The 20,699-nt window shown below is 27.6% G+C and carries 14 protein-coding genes; 2 read left to right on the top strand and 12 right to left on the bottom strand.

Features of this window, described 5'->3' with window-relative positions; genetic code table 11:
* Nucleotides 1-23: 23 nt before the first annotated feature.
* From JOC62_RS06855 to JOC62_RS06835, 5 genes are all read right to left on the bottom strand, one after another.
* The gene (locus JOC62_RS06855) at nt 24-2,192 is read right to left on the bottom strand and encodes a HelD family protein (protein WP_204594487.1); all 2,169 of its coding nucleotides are present in this window, start codon (nt 2,190-2,192) and stop codon (nt 24-26) included.
* A 232-nt stretch (nt 2,193-2,424) separates the two neighbouring features.
* The gene (gene dhaM, locus JOC62_RS06850) at nt 2,425-2,817 is read right to left on the bottom strand and encodes a dihydroxyacetone kinase phosphoryl donor subunit DhaM (RefSeq protein ID WP_204594486.1); all 393 of its coding nucleotides are present in this window, start codon (nt 2,815-2,817) and stop codon (nt 2,425-2,427) included.
* 27 nt (nt 2,818-2,844) lie between these two features.
* Nucleotides 2,845-3,471, bottom strand: coding sequence for a dihydroxyacetone kinase subunit DhaL (gene dhaL / locus JOC62_RS06845; RefSeq protein ID WP_204594597.1), 627 nt, complete (start codon nt 3,469-3,471; stop codon nt 2,845-2,847).
* A gap of 33 nt (nt 3,472-3,504) precedes the next feature.
* A complete protein-coding gene (gene dhaK / locus JOC62_RS06840; protein ID WP_204594485.1) occupies nt 3,505-4,503 on the bottom strand; it encodes a dihydroxyacetone kinase subunit DhaK in 999 nt (332 codons plus the stop codon).
* A 221-nt stretch (nt 4,504-4,724) separates the two neighbouring features.
* The gene (locus JOC62_RS06835) at nt 4,725-6,815 is read right to left on the bottom strand and encodes an HPr family phosphocarrier protein (RefSeq protein WP_204594484.1); all 2,091 of its coding nucleotides are present in this window, start codon (nt 6,813-6,815) and stop codon (nt 4,725-4,727) included.
* 381 nt (nt 6,816-7,196) lie between these two features.
* On the opposite strand from JOC62_RS06835, the gene JOC62_RS06830 reads away from it, so the two are divergent.
* Nucleotides 7,197-7,661: a hypothetical protein gene (locus JOC62_RS06830; RefSeq protein WP_204594483.1), complete on the top strand. Its 465-nt coding sequence runs from the start codon at nt 7,197-7,199 to the stop codon at nt 7,659-7,661.
* Between the two features lie 464 nt (nt 7,662-8,125).
* On the opposite strand, the gene JOC62_RS06825 is transcribed toward JOC62_RS06830, so the two are convergent.
* The 5 genes from JOC62_RS06825 to JOC62_RS06805 form a co-directional block, all read right to left on the bottom strand.
* Nucleotides 8,126-12,916 (bottom strand): discoidin domain-containing protein, encoded by a 4,791-nt coding sequence (locus tag JOC62_RS06825; RefSeq protein WP_204594482.1) that lies wholly within the window; start codon nt 12,914-12,916, stop codon nt 8,126-8,128.
* Nucleotides 12,917-13,419: 503 nt separating this feature from the next.
* The gene (locus JOC62_RS06820; protein WP_204594481.1) at nt 13,420-13,992 is read right to left on the bottom strand and encodes a hypothetical protein; all 573 of its coding nucleotides are present in this window, start codon (nt 13,990-13,992) and stop codon (nt 13,420-13,422) included.
* Between the two features lie 116 nt (nt 13,993-14,108).
* A complete protein-coding gene (locus tag JOC62_RS06815; protein WP_204594480.1) occupies nt 14,109-15,272 on the bottom strand; it encodes a class I SAM-dependent methyltransferase in 1,164 nt (387 codons plus the stop codon).
* A gap of 198 nt (nt 15,273-15,470) precedes the next feature.
* On the bottom strand, nt 15,471-15,896 hold the full coding sequence (locus JOC62_RS06810; RefSeq protein ID WP_204594479.1) for a hypothetical protein: 426 nt from the start codon (nt 15,894-15,896) through the stop codon (nt 15,471-15,473).
* A gap of 440 nt (nt 15,897-16,336) precedes the next feature.
* Nucleotides 16,337-16,975 carry an Rv1352/Rv1906c domain-containing protein gene (locus JOC62_RS06805; RefSeq protein ID WP_204594478.1) on the bottom strand — a complete coding sequence of 213 codons (639 nt, stop codon included), beginning with the start codon at nt 16,973-16,975 and terminating at the stop codon, nt 16,337-16,339.
* Nucleotides 16,976-17,457: 482 nt separating this feature from the next.
* On the opposite strand from JOC62_RS06805, the gene JOC62_RS06800 reads away from it, so the two are divergent.
* Nucleotides 17,458-18,597 (top strand): NAD/NADP octopine/nopaline dehydrogenase family protein, encoded by a 1,140-nt coding sequence (locus tag JOC62_RS06800; protein WP_204594477.1) that lies wholly within the window; start codon nt 17,458-17,460, stop codon nt 18,595-18,597.
* Nucleotides 18,598-18,694: 97 nt separating this feature from the next.
* On the opposite strand, the gene tlp is transcribed toward JOC62_RS06800, so the two are convergent.
* The gene (gene tlp, locus JOC62_RS06795) at nt 18,695-18,922 is read right to left on the bottom strand and encodes a small acid-soluble spore protein Tlp (RefSeq protein WP_204594476.1); all 228 of its coding nucleotides are present in this window, start codon (nt 18,920-18,922) and stop codon (nt 18,695-18,697) included.
* Between the two features lie 169 nt (nt 18,923-19,091).
* Nucleotides 19,092-20,528, bottom strand: a complete 1,437-nt coding sequence (locus JOC62_RS06790) for a glycosyltransferase family 39 protein (RefSeq protein ID WP_204594475.1) — start codon at nt 20,526-20,528, stop codon at nt 19,092-19,094.
* Nucleotides 20,529-20,699: the final 171 nt, after the last annotated feature.

Here is a 20,699-nt window from a genome sequence, read left to right as displayed (position 1 = left end):
TATCTTATTCATTTATAAATTCATTACTTAACTAATGTATATAGACTCTTGTCCTTAGGTAAGATATCAACTATATCTTTACTAGCTAATACATGTAATTCATGTAATGCTCTTGTGCAAACTGTATAGAATAAATTTCTGTCATTTTCTCCAGAGTAATTCTCACCATAAGCAACAATAACTCCATCAAATTCTAAGCCTTTAGCTAAGTAAGATGGTATTATATTAATTCCTGTCTTAAATTCAGCCTTATCATCATCAATTAAATTTATAGAAGAATTAACTTCTTTAAGCCTACTATACAACTCTTCTGACTCAGCTTTATTTTTACAAATTACAGCTATTGATTTGTATCCCTTATCTGTCATTTCATTAATGATATCTAATATCCTTGTTTCTAATTCACTTTTTATGATATGGATTTTAGGATTTTCACCCTTTCTTTCAATGGCTTCAATAGGTTCATGAGTATCTAATAATTCCTTTGTGAAGCTTGTTATATTAAATGTTGAACGATAACTTTTAGTTAAAATGGCCTTCTTTACATTATGGAATATATTTATTATTCCATCTTTATCTTTAACATTTGAATGTTTATCTATTCTTTGATTAAGATCTCCCATAATTGTAATTGAAGCATCTTTAAATGATTGTTTTATCACTTCATAAAATAATGGACTGTAGTCTTGGGCTTCATCAATAAGTATATGCTTTACTTGGCTATAATTTCTAAAACCTTCCATAGCTGCTCTTATATATATAATTGGAGTTATATCTTCATACTTTACTTCTCCATAATTTATATATCTTAATGTAAGTTCTTTAATATCACCTACATCTTTACTTGTATATCTAGATATATTTTCCCAAAGCATCTTATATATAGCTACATTATTTAATGTGCTTATCATCTCATCTATTTGAAGTTCAACTTGTTCTTTGCAATAATCATAAAATTGTTTTTTATCCTCTACGTACTCAAAATCATCATTATTTGCTAAGTACTTAGTCTCAACTTGTGAGAATATACTCTCCTTTATAACTTTTATTCTATTTAAGAATGGGATATTTTCAAATCTTCTTAAGAATGTATTTTCTACAGCTTTTCTATTTAGAATTTGTTTTCCATCTATAACTATAGGCTTAACCTTAATTAATAATCTTGGAATATCTCTAATGAATTTATTTAATACTTCCATAAATTCTGTAGTGTTTTTATATTCCATTCCAATAGTTCTTAATCTAAATTCTTCATTATCATCCTTTTGTGAATAAATATAATCTAGATGCTCATTCTTACCTTCATATATATAATTAGATGGTAGGAATGTCTTTGAATACATTTCAAAAGTAGTTTGAAGTATATTAGTCTCACCAAGTTCAGGTAAAACATCAGATATATAGTCTGCAAATACTTCATTTGGACTGAATATTAAAATATTATCTGCTTTAAGCTCTTTTCTATGCTTATATAAAATATATGCAGCTCTATGCAGTGCTATTGAAGTCTTACCAGAACCAGCTGCCCCTTGTATAAATAGAACTTTACTATCATCATTTCTAATAATATCATTTTGCTCTTTTTGTATAGTAGCTACTATATTTTTCATCTTATCAGTAGCATTTCCTCCAAGCATTGAACCTAATGCTTCATCACACAATGATTCATTTGAGTTATGCATAAATACTATCTCACCATTTTTTATATTAAATTGTCTATTAAATTCAATTGTTCCAGTTACCTTTCTAGCTGGTGCTTCATAAAAAGCTGGCCCAATTTCAAAATCATAAAACATTGCTGAAACTGGTGAACGCCAATCAAAGACTAGAAACTCAAAATTTTCTTCATCTTCAATACTAGATAATCCTATATAAAAACTTTCAGCAGCTTCCCCATCTTCTCTAAAATCTAATCTAGCAAAATAAGGCGAATTAAGTTGCCTCTCTAAAGTTCTTATTCTATTTATTTTTCTTGAATGCATCTTTTCTTGTAACGCAACCTGACTACAATTATCATTTATCTCAATCTCATCTAATTCACTTCTATTATCCCAAAGAAATTTTCTGTGCTTTACTATTTCTTTGTCTTGTATTTCACTTAAATCAGTATATTTACCTAGTAATTCTTCTATTGTTTTTTGTGTTAATCTTAAGTAATTTTCTTCATCTAAATGTTCTTTACCTATTAGCATATTTAAATTCTCCTTATATGAACGTCATTAAATTTTAAATTGTATAATGAAATATGTCAAGCCTTATAATGAATTTAATCTTGCAACTTTCTGAATAAATAATAAAAACTGTTTAATTAAATTAAACAGTTTTTATTAAGAATAAGATGTTATATATTTAATTTTTTTGTTATAGTAAATATATTTATATAAACCTTATTTATTTCAATATTTCTAAAGCTTATTTTTTGTATCAAGGCATTTTATTTAAGCATAGTGGTTTTAACGCTTCCTTTATACCTTCTCTACTTGAACCAATACTACTTTCAACTGAAGCAGTTATTACACCTTCCACAAGAGCAGAATCTATAATTTCTATTTTTTCTTTATCTATATCATCCTCTAAGAAATCTATTGCCATCTCTGCATTCATATATGCACTTCCAAGATCGAAAAGAATTACTACTCCATCATTTGAATAAACACTTTTTATAGCTTCAGATATTTTTTCTATATCAGTACCAATTCTGCCATCATTTGTTCCTCCAGCTGCTATAATTGGAGCGTTTGGTGCCATTTGAAGAGCCATTTCTACTAATCCTTCTGCTATTTTTTCACTATGTGATATTACAACTATTCCTACCATATATATTTCTCCTTTATTACTTTTTCTCTATATTTCTTCGTATATAGTTTCTAATATATAAAGACAAGATGTAGCTCCTGCATCTTGATGTCCTATACTTCTATCACCTAAATAACTAGCTCTACCTTTTGTTGCTTTTATTGTTTTTGTATAGTTAACTCCTTCTTCTGCAGCATCTTTTCCATTTTTTAAAACTATTTTTGGGTCATCTCCATTATTTATTGACTCTTCCATGGCTTTTATGGCAGGTTCTAATGCATCTATCATTGTCTTTTCTCCATAAACAGCTTTACCTCTTTGCTTTATCCCTTGAAGTCCTGCTTTTAATACATTTAAGAAGTCATTTATATTAATATCCCTCTTACCATTTACCTCCATAGCTCCCTTCATGAAAGCTGTTCCATAAAGAGGTCCTGATGCTCCACCTACATTTGATACTAAAGCCATTCCTGATTTCTTTAATATATTTCCTATATTTTCTCCCTCATCATCCTTTAACTTATCTACAACTGCATTAAACCCTTTGCTCATATTTAGCCCATGATCACCATCACCTATAGCTGCATCAAGTTCTGTAAGATATTCCTTATTATCATTCATCTTTACGTTTATTTTATTTATTACTTCTATAACTCTTTTTCCATCCATTGTTATTCCTCCATAAATAATTAATTAAATTTAACTATATTAAAATACTTTAAATGCTGGTGTATCAGCTTTTTCACCTAACAATCCTTTAAGTTCATCGTCAAGCTTCAATATTGATACTGAACAGCCCGCCATTTCTAGTGAAGTCATATACTCTCCAACAAAAGTTTTATGAACCTTTATTCCCTTTTCTTCTAATATTTCTTGAACCTTTTTATTTACTATATAAAGCTCCATAAGTGGTGTACCTGAAAGTCCATTCACCATAACTGCAACTTCATCACCATTTTCTATAGTAATATCATTTAATATTTTATTTACCAATTGTTCTGCTATATTATCTGCTGTAGAAATTTTTTCTCTATGAGTTCCTGGCTCCCCATGTATACCCATTCCTATTTCAATTTCATCTTCTGCTAATGTAAAATTAGCTTTTCCTGCCGCAGGAACTATACATGATGTTAATGCCATTCCCATACTTCTAACATTATTAATTACCTTTTCAGCTACATTTTTGACCTCTTCTAATGATGCTCCTTCTTCTGCTTTCGCTCCTGCTATCTTATGAACAAATACTGTACCTGCAATACCTCTTCTTCCAGCTGTATAAAGACTATCTTCCACTGCTACATCATCATTTACAACAACAGCTTTAACATTTATACCTTCCATATCAGCCATATCTTGTGCCATTTCAAAATTCATTATGTCTCCAGTATAATTTTTTATTATAAGAAGCACTCCTGATCCATTATCTACTGCTTTTATAGCTTCATATACTTGATCTGGAGTTGGTGATGTAAATACAGCACCACATACAGCTGCATCTAACATTCCTTCACCTACATACCCTGCATGTGCTGGTTCATGTCCACTTCCACCACCACTTACTAAGGCAACTTTACCTTCGCTTTTAGGATTTTTTCTTACTAATACATCAAATCCATCAACTCTCTTTAAATAATCTTCATGTGCATAAAGCATTCCTTGTAGCATATCTTCTAAAACATTATCTGGATTATTTATTAACTTCTTCATAATTATAAAACTCCCCTTTATAGTTATTATCTTTTATATTTATGACTATATTAATAGCATTTATTATGCCAAAACTAATAATTATTAAATAGATCTTTAGTTAATATAGCTTCAAAGCCTCATTTCTTAAGCTTTTAGTAAAATAAAAGAAGAGATGTATGTAAACCATCTCTTCTTTAAAACTTATATACCCTTGGTAAAAAGTATCAATATGATATTTTTTACCTTGATATTATTTCCCAATCAACTCTTTTTTCTATTCCATACTGTCTTGCTTTTGCTGCTACTGTTTTATGAGTTAATCCTAATGCTTTTCCGGCAGCATTAAAACTACCATATTTTCTTAATGCTTTTTCTATTATTAATTTCTCATACTCTTTCATTGGCATAACATCATCATTCTCTAATATTAATTCTTCTATATAATCTTTGCTTATACTACTTACATCTTTAAATTTATCATCTTTTCTCTGAGATTCTTTTGTGCTTTTTAAGTACAGAGGTAAATCTTCATAATCTATATAGTTTTTATCAGTAAGTGTTATCACTCTCTCTAAAATATTTTCAAGTTCTCTAACATTTCCAGGCCATGAATAATTTAAAAATGCTTCCATAGCTTCATTGTTAACTCCTGTTATTCTTTTATTTATATCTTTACTTATCTTTTCTATAAAATGTCCTATTAAAAATGCCAAGTCCTGTTTTCTATTTCTTAATGGAGGTATATGTATTGGTATAACATTTAATCTATAATATAAATCTTCTCTAAAATCTCCGTCCCTAACCATTTCCTCTAAATTTCTATGAGTTGCAGTTATAATTCTAACATTTATTTTAATTACTTCATCTCCACCAACTCTGGTAAATTCTTTCTCTTGAAGTACTCTTAAAATCTTTGCCTGCATATTCTTTTCCATTTCGCCAATTTCATCTAAGAAAATGGTTCCGTTATTTGCAAGCTCAAACTTTCCAAGCTTTCTTTTTATCGCACCAGTAAATGATCCTTTTTCATGTCCAAATAATTCACTCTCTAGAAGATTTGATGGTATAGCTGCACAATTTACTCTAACAAATGGACCTTTAGCATTATTAGATGAAAAATGAATTCCTTCTGCTATAATCTCTTTTCCTGTTCCACTTTCCCCTCTAATTAAAACTGTAGCATTTCCTTTAGCAGCCTTCTTAGCTATAGCTAATACGTCTATTGTCTTTCCACTTTTACCTATAAATTTATGAAAATCTTCATTATCTTTAGTTCTAAGTAGTTCTTCTTCTAGATAATTTTCTTTATCAGATAATTCATTTAGCATCTGCCATAAAACTTGAACCTCCGAAAGCTCTTTAACTACTGAAACAGCTCCCCTTACTTTATTATCTATTATTATTGGGTTTACGTTTTCAATTAATGTAGACTCTTCTTTTCTTCTATCTATATGCCCAATTATCCCTCTACCACTTTCTAAAGCATCTACTTTAGCTTCATTTCCCGGTAAATCTTTTATGTTCTTTCCTAATATATTTTCTTCATTTTCATTAAATAAATTAGAGTAAGCTTTATTTACATAAGTTATTACACCTTCTTTATTTACAAAGCAAATTCCATCATTAACATTTTCTAAAATAAGTTGAAGTCTCTCCTTAAGCTCTTCAACTTCATAAAGTTCTAATTTTATCTTTTCTAAATTTGAAATATCCTCAAATACTGATACTGCACCTTTTAATTTTCCTTCTATAATTATCGGTGTTATATTATTAAATATTATTTTGTCATTACGTAATTGCTTTATACCAAGTTTTGCTTTCTTTTCTTTTAGTACCGCAGGTATAAATGATTTTGGAAGTACCTCTGAAATTTCTTTTCCAACTACATCACCATAACTAATATCTAGTATTTTGTCAGCTGAAGAATTAGTCATAATTATGTTTCCATTTTCATCAACAACAACGATTCCATTTGCTGTACTCTTAATAACTTGCTCCCATGTTATATTGTTGTCTTCTATTATATTATCTATTTGCTTTTGTTCTTCATCGTCTATATGAAAATCGCTATTTAAAAACTCCTCTAGCTCATATAAAGCTTGATTCTCTTCTCCACCATAAGCTTCTATTATTATATTTTCTCCCTTTTTTACCTTTAATAATATTAACGGCATAAGGCTTGTTGCCGATATGCTTTTTCTATCTTTATATCTTATAAATAATTTTGTGTCATATTTCTTATTTAATTCATTTGCCTTATGTACAAGCATAGCTATAATTCTTGCATGAAGACCTTTTTGTGGTCTTATCTTTACAACTCTCTCTTTCATTTTATCCCCTACTTTTTAAAACTTATATATTTGTTTAACTCTATATAAATATTATATCAATTTTTTATATTTTCTCTTTATTTTATTTAAGTATTAACCTTTATTTTGAATAAATATTGATAATTGATTACTTTTTGAAAAAAAGTCTATAATATAAATCTTAGCAATTTCAAGATAAATAACTGTAAATATTCACAGAAAAGAGAAACTATATTTGTGTAAATATAATTATTATGAAACATATTCTGGATTTATTATCCATAAATTATATATAATACAATATATAGACTAATAAATAATTTAAATAATTGATTTTATTATGAATTGAATTTTTATTTAACTTGTAGAAAAATAATATTTTAATGAGAGGGGTAATGTGTTGTGGTACATTTAGTTTATTGCGATAATACTGGTAAAAAAGGCCAGAAAGTTCTAGATAAAGTATTAGCAGGTACAAAAATAATGGTTGTAAGAGGTGCAGCAGGAAGAAAAATACCTCATAGCCGTGTTTTTGATGGAGAAACTCTTTACTTTATGGAAAAAGGAAGTGCTAAGATTACTACTTCTGCCACTGTAAGTAATGTACAAAATTATGTAAAACTTTCAGAGGATGAAATAACAAAAATCTTAGAAGAAAATCAGTCTAAATTGAATCTTTCTGAAAAGCAAAAAACACGTTGGCATAAAAAGTGTCTTTGTTTAGTGGAGTTTTCTGATGTGAAAGAAATCCAACCACTAGATTTCGATCATCAAGGAAACATGGATGACTGGCTGATTATTGAAAAGATTGAAGATGTAGTTGTGGGCACAAGTATCCCTTACAACTACGATAAATCAAAGTTCTAGAAACAGATCATATGACAATGTGAAATCCGTGAAGTGAATGCTATAAACATAGTAATTGGCTCAGTTATGTTGTATTCATAATAAAAATAACAATAGAATTATTAATACAAACAATATAATAATATTACAACTTAATAATATTATATAACTTCTAATATAAAAAACTGCTCAAGTTTTAATCGAGCAGTTTTTTTAATACGATATTCTATATCTTTAATTATTATATCGTCATAAAGGGACTGCGCATTAGCGGATAAAACCCACGAGCGATAGCTCCTTCTTTATATTTTAAGGAAATAATTTTAAATTTTGTAACTACGTTTAATTTATATATAAAAATAGCTGCACTTAAACAAGCTTATGAAAAAGATAGTTGCTCACAAAATAGAAGTTTGTGATAGCAAAAACAGTAGTAGGATTTTGCTTAAATCCTACTACTGTCATATTTACATTTTAAGATTTCTTTATTTTTCTTTTTTCTTTAACATTGTTAATCCACCAAGTGCTGATATAATTCCTGCTAATAATATTCCTGTTTGTACTGCTCCGCCTGTTGCTGGAATATTATCATTTGCACCTTGATTATTTCCTGGTTTATTTTGATCATTTGGTTTACTATTTGATGGCTTATCTACATCATTTCCATTATCATCACCAGATGGTTTATCTATGTTATCTCCATCACCTGGATCTTCTGGGTCAACTGGCTTTTCTGGATCTGGTGTTGGATCTGCATTATTTCCAGGGTCATCATTTCCATTATTATTATCATCTTGTACTAATTCTAAGCTATCTAAAGCTGCTTGTAGCCCTTTTACTGCTTCATCTACTTCTTCCTGACTAGCTTCCTTATTAATTAATACAGATTTAACTTCTTTTAACTTCTCATTAAGAGCATCCATACTTTCCTTAGTATACTTAGATGCGTCTACTTCTTCTGCTTTATCAATTACTTCTTTAAGCTTAGATTTATCAACTTCAGAAATTTCAGGAGTATCAACAAGCTTTGATATTGCATCATTTAAATTGTTAATGGTTTCATTTACTTGTTCTTGTGTTGCATCTTTATTATCTAAAACTATCTTTGCATTATCTAAGGCAGTCTTAAAGATTTTCCAAGAGTCTGGTGTATATTTTTCTTCTAATCTATCTTTATTTGCATTATAAAGATTTTCAAGCTCTTCCTTATCAACATTAGATTCCTCTTTTGTAAAGTGAGCTTTTAATGATATATTTCCGTCTACATTAAATTTATACTCATCATTTTCAGAAACTATATCTCCTGTAGAACGGTACCATCCACCGAATGTATATCCATTATCTGGAGTGGCAGTAACAGTAACTTCTTCACCTTGTTTTGCTTCTTTTCCGCCACTTACTGTTCCACCTTCAGTTGAATCAACATGCACAGTAAATGTTTGTTCTGGTTTATTTGCGATATCAAATTCTGAAACAGCTACCCAGCCATCATTTGATCCTTTAGCTACAAATTTAATATATTGCACTTCTTGCTCATCAAATGCGAATGTCTTTTTACTTGAATTTACTTCAAAAGTTTTATTCTCAGTTATAGTAATCCATTCATCAGATTCTTTATTCTTAATATATAAATCTGCCTTAGTAACGTAACCACTAGCATTATCTAATCTAGGTGTAAATGAGAATTGATTGATTTTATAAGTTTTACCAAAATCTATTTCTGCATAGAATGAATTTGTTCCATTTAATTTATCAGCTGCACCTTGCCAATTAGAATGCCAAATTGTGTTTGATTTATTATCAAAAGCGTATTCTAATTTACCTTCTGTATCATCATAAATAGTTTCTGTATTTGTTTTACCACTCCAATTCTCCTTATGGTAAATATCTTCTACTCCTCCAGCTTCTGAAACATTTACATTATCAATAACTGCTTCAATAGCCTCACCTTTAGCACCTATTCTTTCTAAAGGTAATGCGAATGTTGCATTACTAATATTTTCTTTTTTCACTATGTCATTATGAATGTATTTTCCGTTAGCGTCACAAACGAATTCATCATCTACATATAATTTAGTTTTTTGTTGTTCTGTAACAATCTTAACATTTACAGTTTTTCCAACTGGTAGCTCATAATCAAAGTAGTAATTATGCAATTCTCTTGTAAATCCTAACTTTCCATCTTCCATAACTCTTATATCGTGTGTTCCATATGCTGCATCTGCTTCAAATAGGATATCTCCTGGCTTTGATGCATTTTTTAGTGTAATATCGAAAGACAATTGATTCCCATTACCAAGCTTATCAATAGGTGATGTTACATAACTATCTTTTGAATCTAAAACTAAAGCACCATTTTCTACTTTAGCAGTTCCCTCAACTAAATCTCTATTATTAGCTGAAGTATCTTCTAATCCATTTTCAAAATCGTAACTTTGATATATTTCACCTTCTTTTTCTTCTTGATAGTAAGGATTTACGTTTGGTCCATTACCCTTATCATTTGCTAGTGAGCTTAATGCTGTTGCACTTCCTTTTTCTTTACCTGTTGCTGCCCAAGTTTTTTCAGCATAAAATGGCATAGCGTCAAAGAAACGCCAATATAAATCAGATTCGCTTAATCCAACTGATTGCTTATCTATGTTATCATTCCAAAGTGCAAAAGCTGCACCAAGTACTTGTTTATCCCCAGAAGGAACGTATTTATATCCTGATTTTGTTTTTACACGGTTTGCCTCAAACTCATTAAAGATACGATTAATATTTAATAAATCTCCATAAGAATTTGCACGACCCTTATTTCCATTAGGCACCATATATCCAAAATCATCAATAGTATTAATTAGTTTATATCCCATATCATACATTTGTAATCCATCGGCCCAATCACTAGACCATAGATTCATTTCTACATTCTCAATGGCTTCCTTTTCAATTTCAGTTTTTTTATCATCAATCCAAGTTAATCCTCCCCACATACGTACAGTATTAGTTTCCTTTACGTAAGGTACTAAATCATTTAAGAAATTACGGTATGCAGTATAATTTGCTAAGAATTCATCTGCTCCAATATGAACTGTAGTTTGTGAATCAAATGTTGGATTATTTCCTTTTGTATAATCATCAAATATTTCTTTAATTTTATCCATAGCTTCTTTTTTAGATACATCAATATGGTCAATTAACGGTCTATTACCATTCAACATAGAAACTTTGTTTGCAACCATTATCTCTGGCCAAATTTTAGTAAAAGATGTAGCATGAGCTGGAACATCTATTTCTGGAACTATCTTCATTCCAAGATTTCTCTCGCTAGTAATAAAATTGTTGAATTCTTCTTTAGAAATCGAGTAATCTGTTGCCGTAGGTGATTCTCCCTTATCATTTGTTAACCCTGATTCTAAACGGAAAGCTTCATATGCTTTAAATGCTTCATTTTCATTTTCTAATTTTCCATACTGCTCTAAGAAAATATAATTATCAGATAAATGTACTTGTAAATCATTCATCTTATAATATCTCATAGTTCTTGAAACATCTTGGATCATTTCCATTGAAACAGGCTTACGTGCTACATCAAATAGGAATCCACGAGTTTCAAAACGAGGATAATCTCTAATTATTCCTATATTAAATGAACTTTCATTTTGTTTATACATTTGTAATATAGTTTGCATTCCATACATATTACCTATACTACTTTGTGATTTTACAATAATTCTATCTGCTTGGATATCCATTATATATCCTTCATCGCCTAATAAAGAATCTGGAATTTCTTTTATAAAATTATATGCATTTGCTCTAGCACTACCCTTTACTTTACTTAATTTGATACCTGTAAAGTTTTCATAATCAGAAATAAATTCGTCTACAATTCCTACTAAAGAATTATCATTGTAAACTACTGTATCCATGCTATTAATATCTATAGTATTTGTACTATCTGAATACCACTCTGCAATTTCTGGAATAACAACTGGTTTTTCATTCATACTTGCTATTTGAGTATTCTTGCCTTTTACAATAAACTCTAAATCATCAGTCTTTTTTGTTTCTTGTGTTTTCTCTTCAGTTACCTCAAAGGAAACCTTTACACTTTTATCTGTTAATGGTCTTACGATTGTTCCATCATCACCAATAATTTGCTCAAAGTCTGCACCATTTAATTTAATTGTATATCCCTCTGGCATTGATGGCATTGGTAGTTTTTCAACATCCTGTCCAAGAGTTTGTCCAACAATTCCAGCAACTATACTATCTAATGACACTATTTCACTTTGTTCATTTGAATAAGCTTCTAATTCTGTAATACTTACATTATTATAATTACTACTATTTGCTACAAATTCGCAAACTGTAATATCTTTAGCAACAATGGCGTCATCTAATAAGATAGATACATCTGTATTCCACCCTTTTCCAGAACCTAACGAAGTATTTACAAAATCCTTTTTAATATATTTTTCAACTCCATCTTCATCTGTGTACTTAATGCTAAATTGTTCTACATTAGAATCACCAGGTAATACATCACGATTTAAAAAGTTAATATTAATTTGCTCTACTTTTGTTAGTTCAGGAAACTCTGCCTTTAACCACTGTACTGATGGACTCTCATAATTACTTGCCCAACGCGTATCTTTAGACCCATCATTAGCCTTTGTAGCATTTAATCTATCTAAGTTTTCTTCTACACTAGATGCTGTCATAGATGCATCACGTACATGATTAATATCCTCTCTTGATTCAACCTCTTTAACAATGTTACTATAAATCTCAACTTCATTTATCCCTACGTTTTTCCAATTGATATTTCCACCATCTGCATCCAAAATAGTTATCTTCACCTTGGAAGCCGTTTTCATTTCATCAAACACTATTTTTTCATTTTGCTTTGCTCTTTCAGATTTTCTATAAACTTCTGTATATTTTTCGTTATTTTCTATTTCTACTTTATATCCTAAAATATTTTGTTCTGCATCAGATCTCTCAAAACAAATATTAATTTGTTTTATTTCTTTAGATTCTTCTAAATTTACTTCTATCCATTCACCTGCAGCCTTATCTTTACTTGTCCCCCAACGTGTTACAATATCCCCATCTATAGCCTTCTCAGGTGAAGTCTTTTCCACTTCATAACTACTAGCTGTTACTTGTTTATTAAGGGCTAAATTCAGTTTCTCCATAGCTTGTACTATTTTTGGCTTAACAGTAATAAAGTTCGCAGCCATTGCAACTGTTAATACAATACTAATCAGTCTTTTTCTTTTCATATAGTTTCCCCCCTATTTCTAATTTAAAATTTAGTATTATTTCTATCCTCCCTTGTGCTTTTAGATTTGTTTGCATTATTATTTATGAAGATGTCATAAGAAATATAAAAAAAAGCTCTCTTACAAACCTTGTAAGAAAGCTAATGCCCTATTGGTAGCACGCAATACAAATTAATATATTCATATATTTATATTTTATGACTTCTACTATATTATAAATTTATTTATAATATTTGTAAACTTTTTACATGTATATATCACTACTATTTCCACTATATTACTGACCATTAGACTATAATATGCGAAAGTACTTTTTATAAATTTTCAAATGTTTCAAACCTATCTCTTACTTTTAAAAGGCCGTCTATTTTAATTAATAATAGTATCATATTTTTTTGTAACAGATTTCTTTTAAATAAAGGTGTATTTATTTGCAAAAAAAGAGCTGCACACTAATTATTTAGTGCGACAGCCTTTTTATTTTAAAATATAATATTCTTTTATTATCCTAAAGTATTTAATACATATTCTTTATAAGTGTTAAAGCTCGCCTTTTCTATAGTAGCACCTTTATTAATCTTTCCGCTAACAAAGTTATACTCTGCTGATCCATAATTAAATGCAGGGCTCGCAACTGTAATACTTGTTTCTGAAGTTCTGTAAGTAACCTTATATTCTAGTACTTCTTTACAGAAATCTAATATTTCTAAATAGTCCTTAATATATCCATCTTCAACCATTCTAACAACAAATGAGAATAAGTGATATCCTCCAAGTAATTGTTGCATTTGTCCATTCTTCATATTAAACACTTTACCTGTTCTATAGAAATACTTCATATTTTCAAAAGTTAAAGTTTGATATTCACTATTTATTTCTAATCTTGAATCTTTTATATCTTCTAAATCTTTCATCATATCTTCCCAAGGTGTTGCTTTTATTATTTCATTATCAGTTATTACCTGAGTAAATCTTTCAATTGCATTATCCATATGCTTATTTATGCTTATTAATTTATCATTTATAGATACAGTGTATTCACCGTTTTCATATACTAAAGTTATTTTATCCTTCATTAAATTCTCCCTCACTTTATTTATTAATAATAATTATGATATCATAATTATTATTACTTATTCAATACCTTTAAAATATCCATATAAATTTATTACATTTTTTCTTAAATTAATCATTAAATAAACTTATCTTCCTTTAATAAATTATATAATGTTGGATTAAAGTTAAACTGATTCATTAAATCCTTAACTTCATTTAAAGCTTTTTCTTTCTTGCCTTTAGATATATTAGATTTTGATGCTCTAATTAATATATTCTTAGGGGAATGTGCTATATCTATAAATTCTAAAAGTTGTGTTTTATACCCTACACATTCTAAAAGATTAGCTCTAACTGAATCTGTCATAAGTGCTGCAACTCTCTCTTGTACTATTCCATACTTAGTAAGTATTGATAGTGATTCAGCCTTCATTTGATGATTAAATTCATGTTGGCAACAAGGAACAGAGAATATCATTTTACTATTCCACTTTATTGCATTATATAAAGCATAATCAGTAGCTGTATCACAGGCATGTAATGTAATTACCATATCAACTTTATTATTATATTTAAATCCATTAATATCTCCAAGTTCAAAATGTAAATTTTCATAATTGTATCTTTTAGCTATCTCATTACACTTCTTTATTACATCTTCTTTAAGATCTAATCCTATCATTTTTACATTAATGTTCTTAATCTTGACAAAGTAATAGTATAAAACAAATGTTAGATAAGATTTACCACAGCCAAAATCTAGGATTGTAAGTTCTTTATAATCATTTTTCTTAATTTCATCATCAATTATTTCTACAAATCTGTTTATCTGTTTATACTTATCATATTTTGAATTAACTACTTTACCTTCCTTTGTAAAAACTCCTAAATCTATAAGAGGCTCTATAATCATTCCCTCTTTAAGTATGTAATTTTTTTCTTTATTATGTCCTTTTTTAGCTAGCTTTGCATTATCACTTTTTTTCTTACTTAAAAATACTTTTCCCTTTTTAGAAATTTTCAAATCAAATGTGCACTCATTTGCCCAGGCAGATAATTGCTTATAATTTCCGCCTACAAATTCTAATAATTTTTCTTCTAATGCATCTATATTAATATTTTCATGAAATACTTGCTTATCAGTATATTTCTCTACTTGATAATATTGTTTTTCATTATTTTCTTTTAATACAAATGATATTTTATTATATTGAACATCCTTGTTCATTTTATTGCTAACAACTACCTTTATTATATCTTCTTTTGTAATTTCACTAATTACTCTCTTTAAATCTTCCATATCTCCACACCTTATTATTTATTTAAAAAATTAATATTCTACACAATAATACAATACTAGTATTACATATATCAAATTAATATATTTCTATTTTATCACAAAGATAAAATTATATTTATTTTTATATACTAAAAAAGCCTTAACATCTCTGTTAAGGGCTTTCTCTACAGATATTATATTTAATATCTTGTATATGTATTAAGCTTTATAAACATTTCTTAAAGCGTCGCATAATTCAATAAAGCTTGGTTCGTCTTGTATAGATACATAAACTTCTTCTATATTCTTGTTGCCTATTAAATCTTCTACTAATAATGTTCTTGTTTCACTATCTGCTGTTAATGTTTTGAATATTCTTTCTTGGCTTACAGTGAAAGTACGGAATAATTTATTCATGCATTCAAATACCTTAATTGCTGGTATTTCAAGCTTCTTACTTACTAATTCAGATATAGTAACATATTCAGATAATCTAAACATTTCCTTATCTCTTGGATTATCGATTGATTTTCTTACATCATCATAATCTTCTCCAAATTTACTTATCTTCTTTACAACATTAAGCTCTTCCATTAATGCAGTAAGGTCTTTAGCAAATAAATCAGTATTTATTTCATTATTCATATTTGTTCCCTCTTTTCATTTATCATGACGTTGATATTATTTATTAAATAAGTCCAAATTAAAATTTCTATGTAGATACTTATAACTTATTTTATTTAATTTTACAACAAATTTTTATCATATAAAAGACTTTTATTAAATCATAATAACAAATGTTTTAAAACTTTTTACAATATAAGTAAAATGGTATTTTATCCGGTATTATCTTTAATGTTAATCTATTTATAGATATTATATTTTTAACTCTTCATATATTCTTCAACGTAAATATTACTATATTTTTATGAACTAATTTATAACATAAAATAAATTTTAGATCTCTTTTATTTATAAAATTCTTAAAATTATTATGTAAAATATGATATTAATCTTTCTAATAATATAAAGCAGTTATCTATTATACTAGTATAATAGATAACTGCTTTTAAATTTATAATAAATTATTTAACAGTAATTTCTGCATCATCTAATATTATATATTCACCATCTTTTAATGTTACCTTTTCAGTATCCTTAAATTCTTTCTTTGATATTACACTCTTATCACTATGGCTGCTATCTTTAGTAATTTCTATAGATCCATCATCAGATCCATTATTTTTTATAGCTTTAACATCATATGTTCCAGCTTTTATATCTTTTCCAACCTTATACATACCATCTTTATAAACTTTATCTTCTGGAGTATTTGATGGTGCTTTATCCACTGGATAAATATCTCCATTCTTTACTTCAAGATATTGTCCGTTTTGTAAAATTACATAAATATTTCCCATCATACTTTCATCAAATATCTCATCTTCTTTTTTGCTATCTTTTGTTACTGCAACTGAGGTTTCTGCTTGCTTATTTAATTTATCTCTCATTATTAAATATTCACCAGCTGGTAGATCCTTACCTACTTCATAAAAACCACTCTTATATACTTCCTTATATTCTGGAGTATTATTTTCTTTTGCCTGCTCTGTTTGGCTATTATTATTTTGATTGTTTGCTGTTTCTTTTTTATCGCCACCACAACCAACTAATAATGCTGACCCAATTAATCCTATTACTAATACTAACATCGCTTTTTTCATAATATATTCCTCCTATTTTAAACGTTAAAATTTATTACAATATTTAAAATCAGTATACTATTAAATTTAATTTTTAAACTTTTACTCTTTTATTACTTTCTCTAATTAACTTACTTAAGTAATTAAATTACTAAAATAAATTCAAAACCTATTATAAATTGCTAAAATAAATTTCTAATATCTTAAACTTAGATAAAAACAACTAAAATTTCTAAACTTTCTGTTTCATATTAACTATTTACTAATTATATATATACTTATCTATTCTTTTTTCATTCTTCTCTTTCATAATAGTCTTTCCTTAAAAAAAAATATTATATTAAAATACTAAAGTTTAATATTTATAAGTAAATATGATATAATATCTAATCATATTGTTAATTTTTTTTAAACTTTTAGTTTATATTGTGTTAACAAACTGTATTAATTAAAATTTCATATACTTAATAAAATTTATAATTTAAGACTAGGGGGATTAGAATATGAATATTGGAATAATAGGTGCAGGTAATATAGGTACTTATCTTGCTGCATATGCATCAACAAAAGAAAACTGTAAAATTTGGATACATACATCCAAGCCTGAATCATTTAAAGAAACTTTAGTTTTAATTGAGGAAGAAAAAAATTTATCTCATAATGTAAAATTGCACTGTATTACTTCTAGTTTAGAAGAAGTTGTTTGTAATTCTGACTACATTTTAATAACTCACCCATCTTTCATGATGGAAAAAACACTAAAGGAAGTAAGTAAATACGTGAGTCAAGGAACTGTAATAGGGGCTATACCTGGATTTGGTGGAAAAGAATTCTTTATAGACGAACTGTTAGAAAAGGGTTGTATATTCTTTGGAAGTCAAAGAGTGCCTTCTATAACAAGATTAGAATCTTACGGTGAATGTATTCACTTAAAGCAAAAAAATAAATTTATGAAACTTAGCGTAATACCACATAAGTATTCAGATAGTGTTTGCAAGACAATGACTAATTTAATAGACATTAATTGTTATCCATTAGACAACTATTTATCAATAACATTGTCTCCTTCAAACCCTACTATGCATCCATCAAGGCTTTATGAACTTTTTAAAGATTATAAATCTGGCGTAACTTACGACAGAAATCCGTACTTTTATGAAGAATGGGGAAATTTAGCTTCTGATACTTTATTAAAACTTGATGATGAATTAGGAACAATAGTAGATTCATTAAATGAATTTAATGATTTTAATAGAGATGATTTTGAAAAGATAAAATTAAGATATAAAATATCAATTCCTGAAGAATTAACTAATGAAATTAGAACTGCACCTGGATTTAAAGGAATTAGAACTCCAATGGCAAATGCTTCTTCTGAAAATTATATACCTGATTTAAGCTCCAGATACTTTATAGAAGATATTCAATTTGGATTATGTATAATAAAAGCTTTTGCTGAGATTTGTGTAGTGGATACACCTACTGTAGATAATGTAATCTATTGGGCTCAAAATTTATTAAATAAAGAATATTTAATAGATTCTAAGCTTATTGGCAAAAATGTAGACGAGCTTATGATTCCTCAAAATAAAGGAATTATAACGAAATCTGATTTAGTTAAATACTATAAAAACTTTAAATAATTTATCTTATCGTATATACTACCTATTATGAAATTCTATAATAGGTAGTATTTTTTAACCATATTATTTATATACTTATGTAATCTAGATCATTAATTTATTTGTAGTTAATTTCTGCATTAATTGCTTCGTCTTTAATTTCTTGTCTTAAACCTTTAAGCGCTTGTTCTCTTCTATCATTTTTTTCACTTAATTCTCTTTTTGTATTTTCATCATCTGTCTTTTCAATCATTTCTTCAGCACGATGAATATTTCTTATAGTATCACTTATGTTACATTGTATTTTATCTACATTGTCTCTTCTATCATCTGGCTTATTTTTCATATTTTAATTCCTCCTTTATTTAAACTTAGCTATTATAAAATTAAAGTTTATAGTTTTGTAGACAACCAAAACTTCTTTTATATTTTCTGTATAAATAAAGTTCTTATACATTCCATCTTTTATTAAAATTTGTATATATAAGAATATTAAAATACGAAAAAGAAACATCTTAATGATGCTTCTTTTTTAATCTCATATCTATATATGAAAATATCTCTATAGATAATATAACCATAGTTGGTATTATAAAATATCTATATCTTGTCTGAACTTCAACTATTAAATGTGCGAGTATATATCCAATCAAAAGTATCATAAAAAGATGATAATAACTAAACTTAACCTTCCTTATTATGCTTAATAGTACTGATAAAAATGCCAAAACAATTATTCCAACAAACTGTATCTTTTCTATTTTTAAAAGTGAGTTTCCAAGTTCTTCTGATGCCCCTTCATAATTTAATGAAAACGCAATGCTTCCCCAATCATTCTTTGCCCACATATAACTAAATTTTTGTTTAAATAAGTTAAGCATACTGTCTTTATCTTTAAGTCTATCTAATATAAGTTCCTTCTCGTAATTATCTCTCTCTTCTCCTAATGGATACCTATTTACTAAATCTCCATCTTCTGAATTCCAAAGTCCACCATGGTTTGGATTTAATCCAACTACAAATTTCCAATAAGGCTCTCTATTAGACAATGAATAATCAGTATATCCAAGTTCTTTAAATCCTATAGACACCATAGTACTAGTTAATAAATAGACAATTACTATTATTAACGGTCTTCCTATATTATTAATCATAAATATCTTAGGTGTTTTTATATTTTCAAAATCCTTAAACAGTAAAAATAATACTATTGCAATAATAACAATTATTCCTTCTGGCCTTATAATATTTCCTATTGATATTATTATTCCTGAAAGTATTAGACTTAAAATCTTCTTTTCTTTACTTATTAATATGTAGAGACCAAAATAAATTAACAGTGTTGATAGATGCTGATTAGTTAAAACTGAAGTCATAGTTATACTTGTAATATAAAAACAATATATTAAAGCAGGTATTCTAGCAGTCTTAGAATCTCTTAGTGATTTACAAATTAAATAAATTACAAGTGGAATACATGCTGATATTATGGCACTTGTAATTTTTAAAACAATAATAGAATCACCAAATAATTTAATTATATTAAATTGAAAAAATGTAAATCCTAATTGGTATACCCAAGTATTAAAATAATCACTATTTTTTATAATTTCCGTCTGTCCATTCAACATATTCTGAGCACCCTTATACATTTCAGTGAAATCTGATACTGGCTCACTATTAATATTTAAAATCCATACCATTCTTATAATTAAAGCTACTATAAATAATCCTATCAAAAAATACTTTTTATCTTTAATCCTATATAGCAAATATCCTATAATTAATGCTGAAACTATATATATTATCACTGATATATGTGCTGACATATTTGATAGTATATGTGACTTTATTAAATCCTTTATACTTAAAAAAGTCATTAAAAATAATATTATACTTGTTATTAGTGTTACAACTAACCAAGAAGACCTTTTTATAAACTTTACAAACATTTTTAAACCCTTCATCCCTTATAAAATTTTTAAGTATTATTTTCCTAATAATACTTAATACCCAAATACCTTAAATGATTATATCATAAATATAAAATTAAAAACTATATATTAATATTACTTTAATAGCTAATAAGAGCCTTTAGCTAAAAACTAAAGACTCCTTATAAT

Origin of the sequence: Clostridium sardiniense (assembly GCF_016907995.1) — a bacterium.
GTDB lineage: Bacteria > Bacillota > Clostridia > Clostridiales > Clostridiaceae > Clostridium > Clostridium sardiniense.
This window is presented reverse-complemented; position numbering and strand designations above follow the sequence as displayed.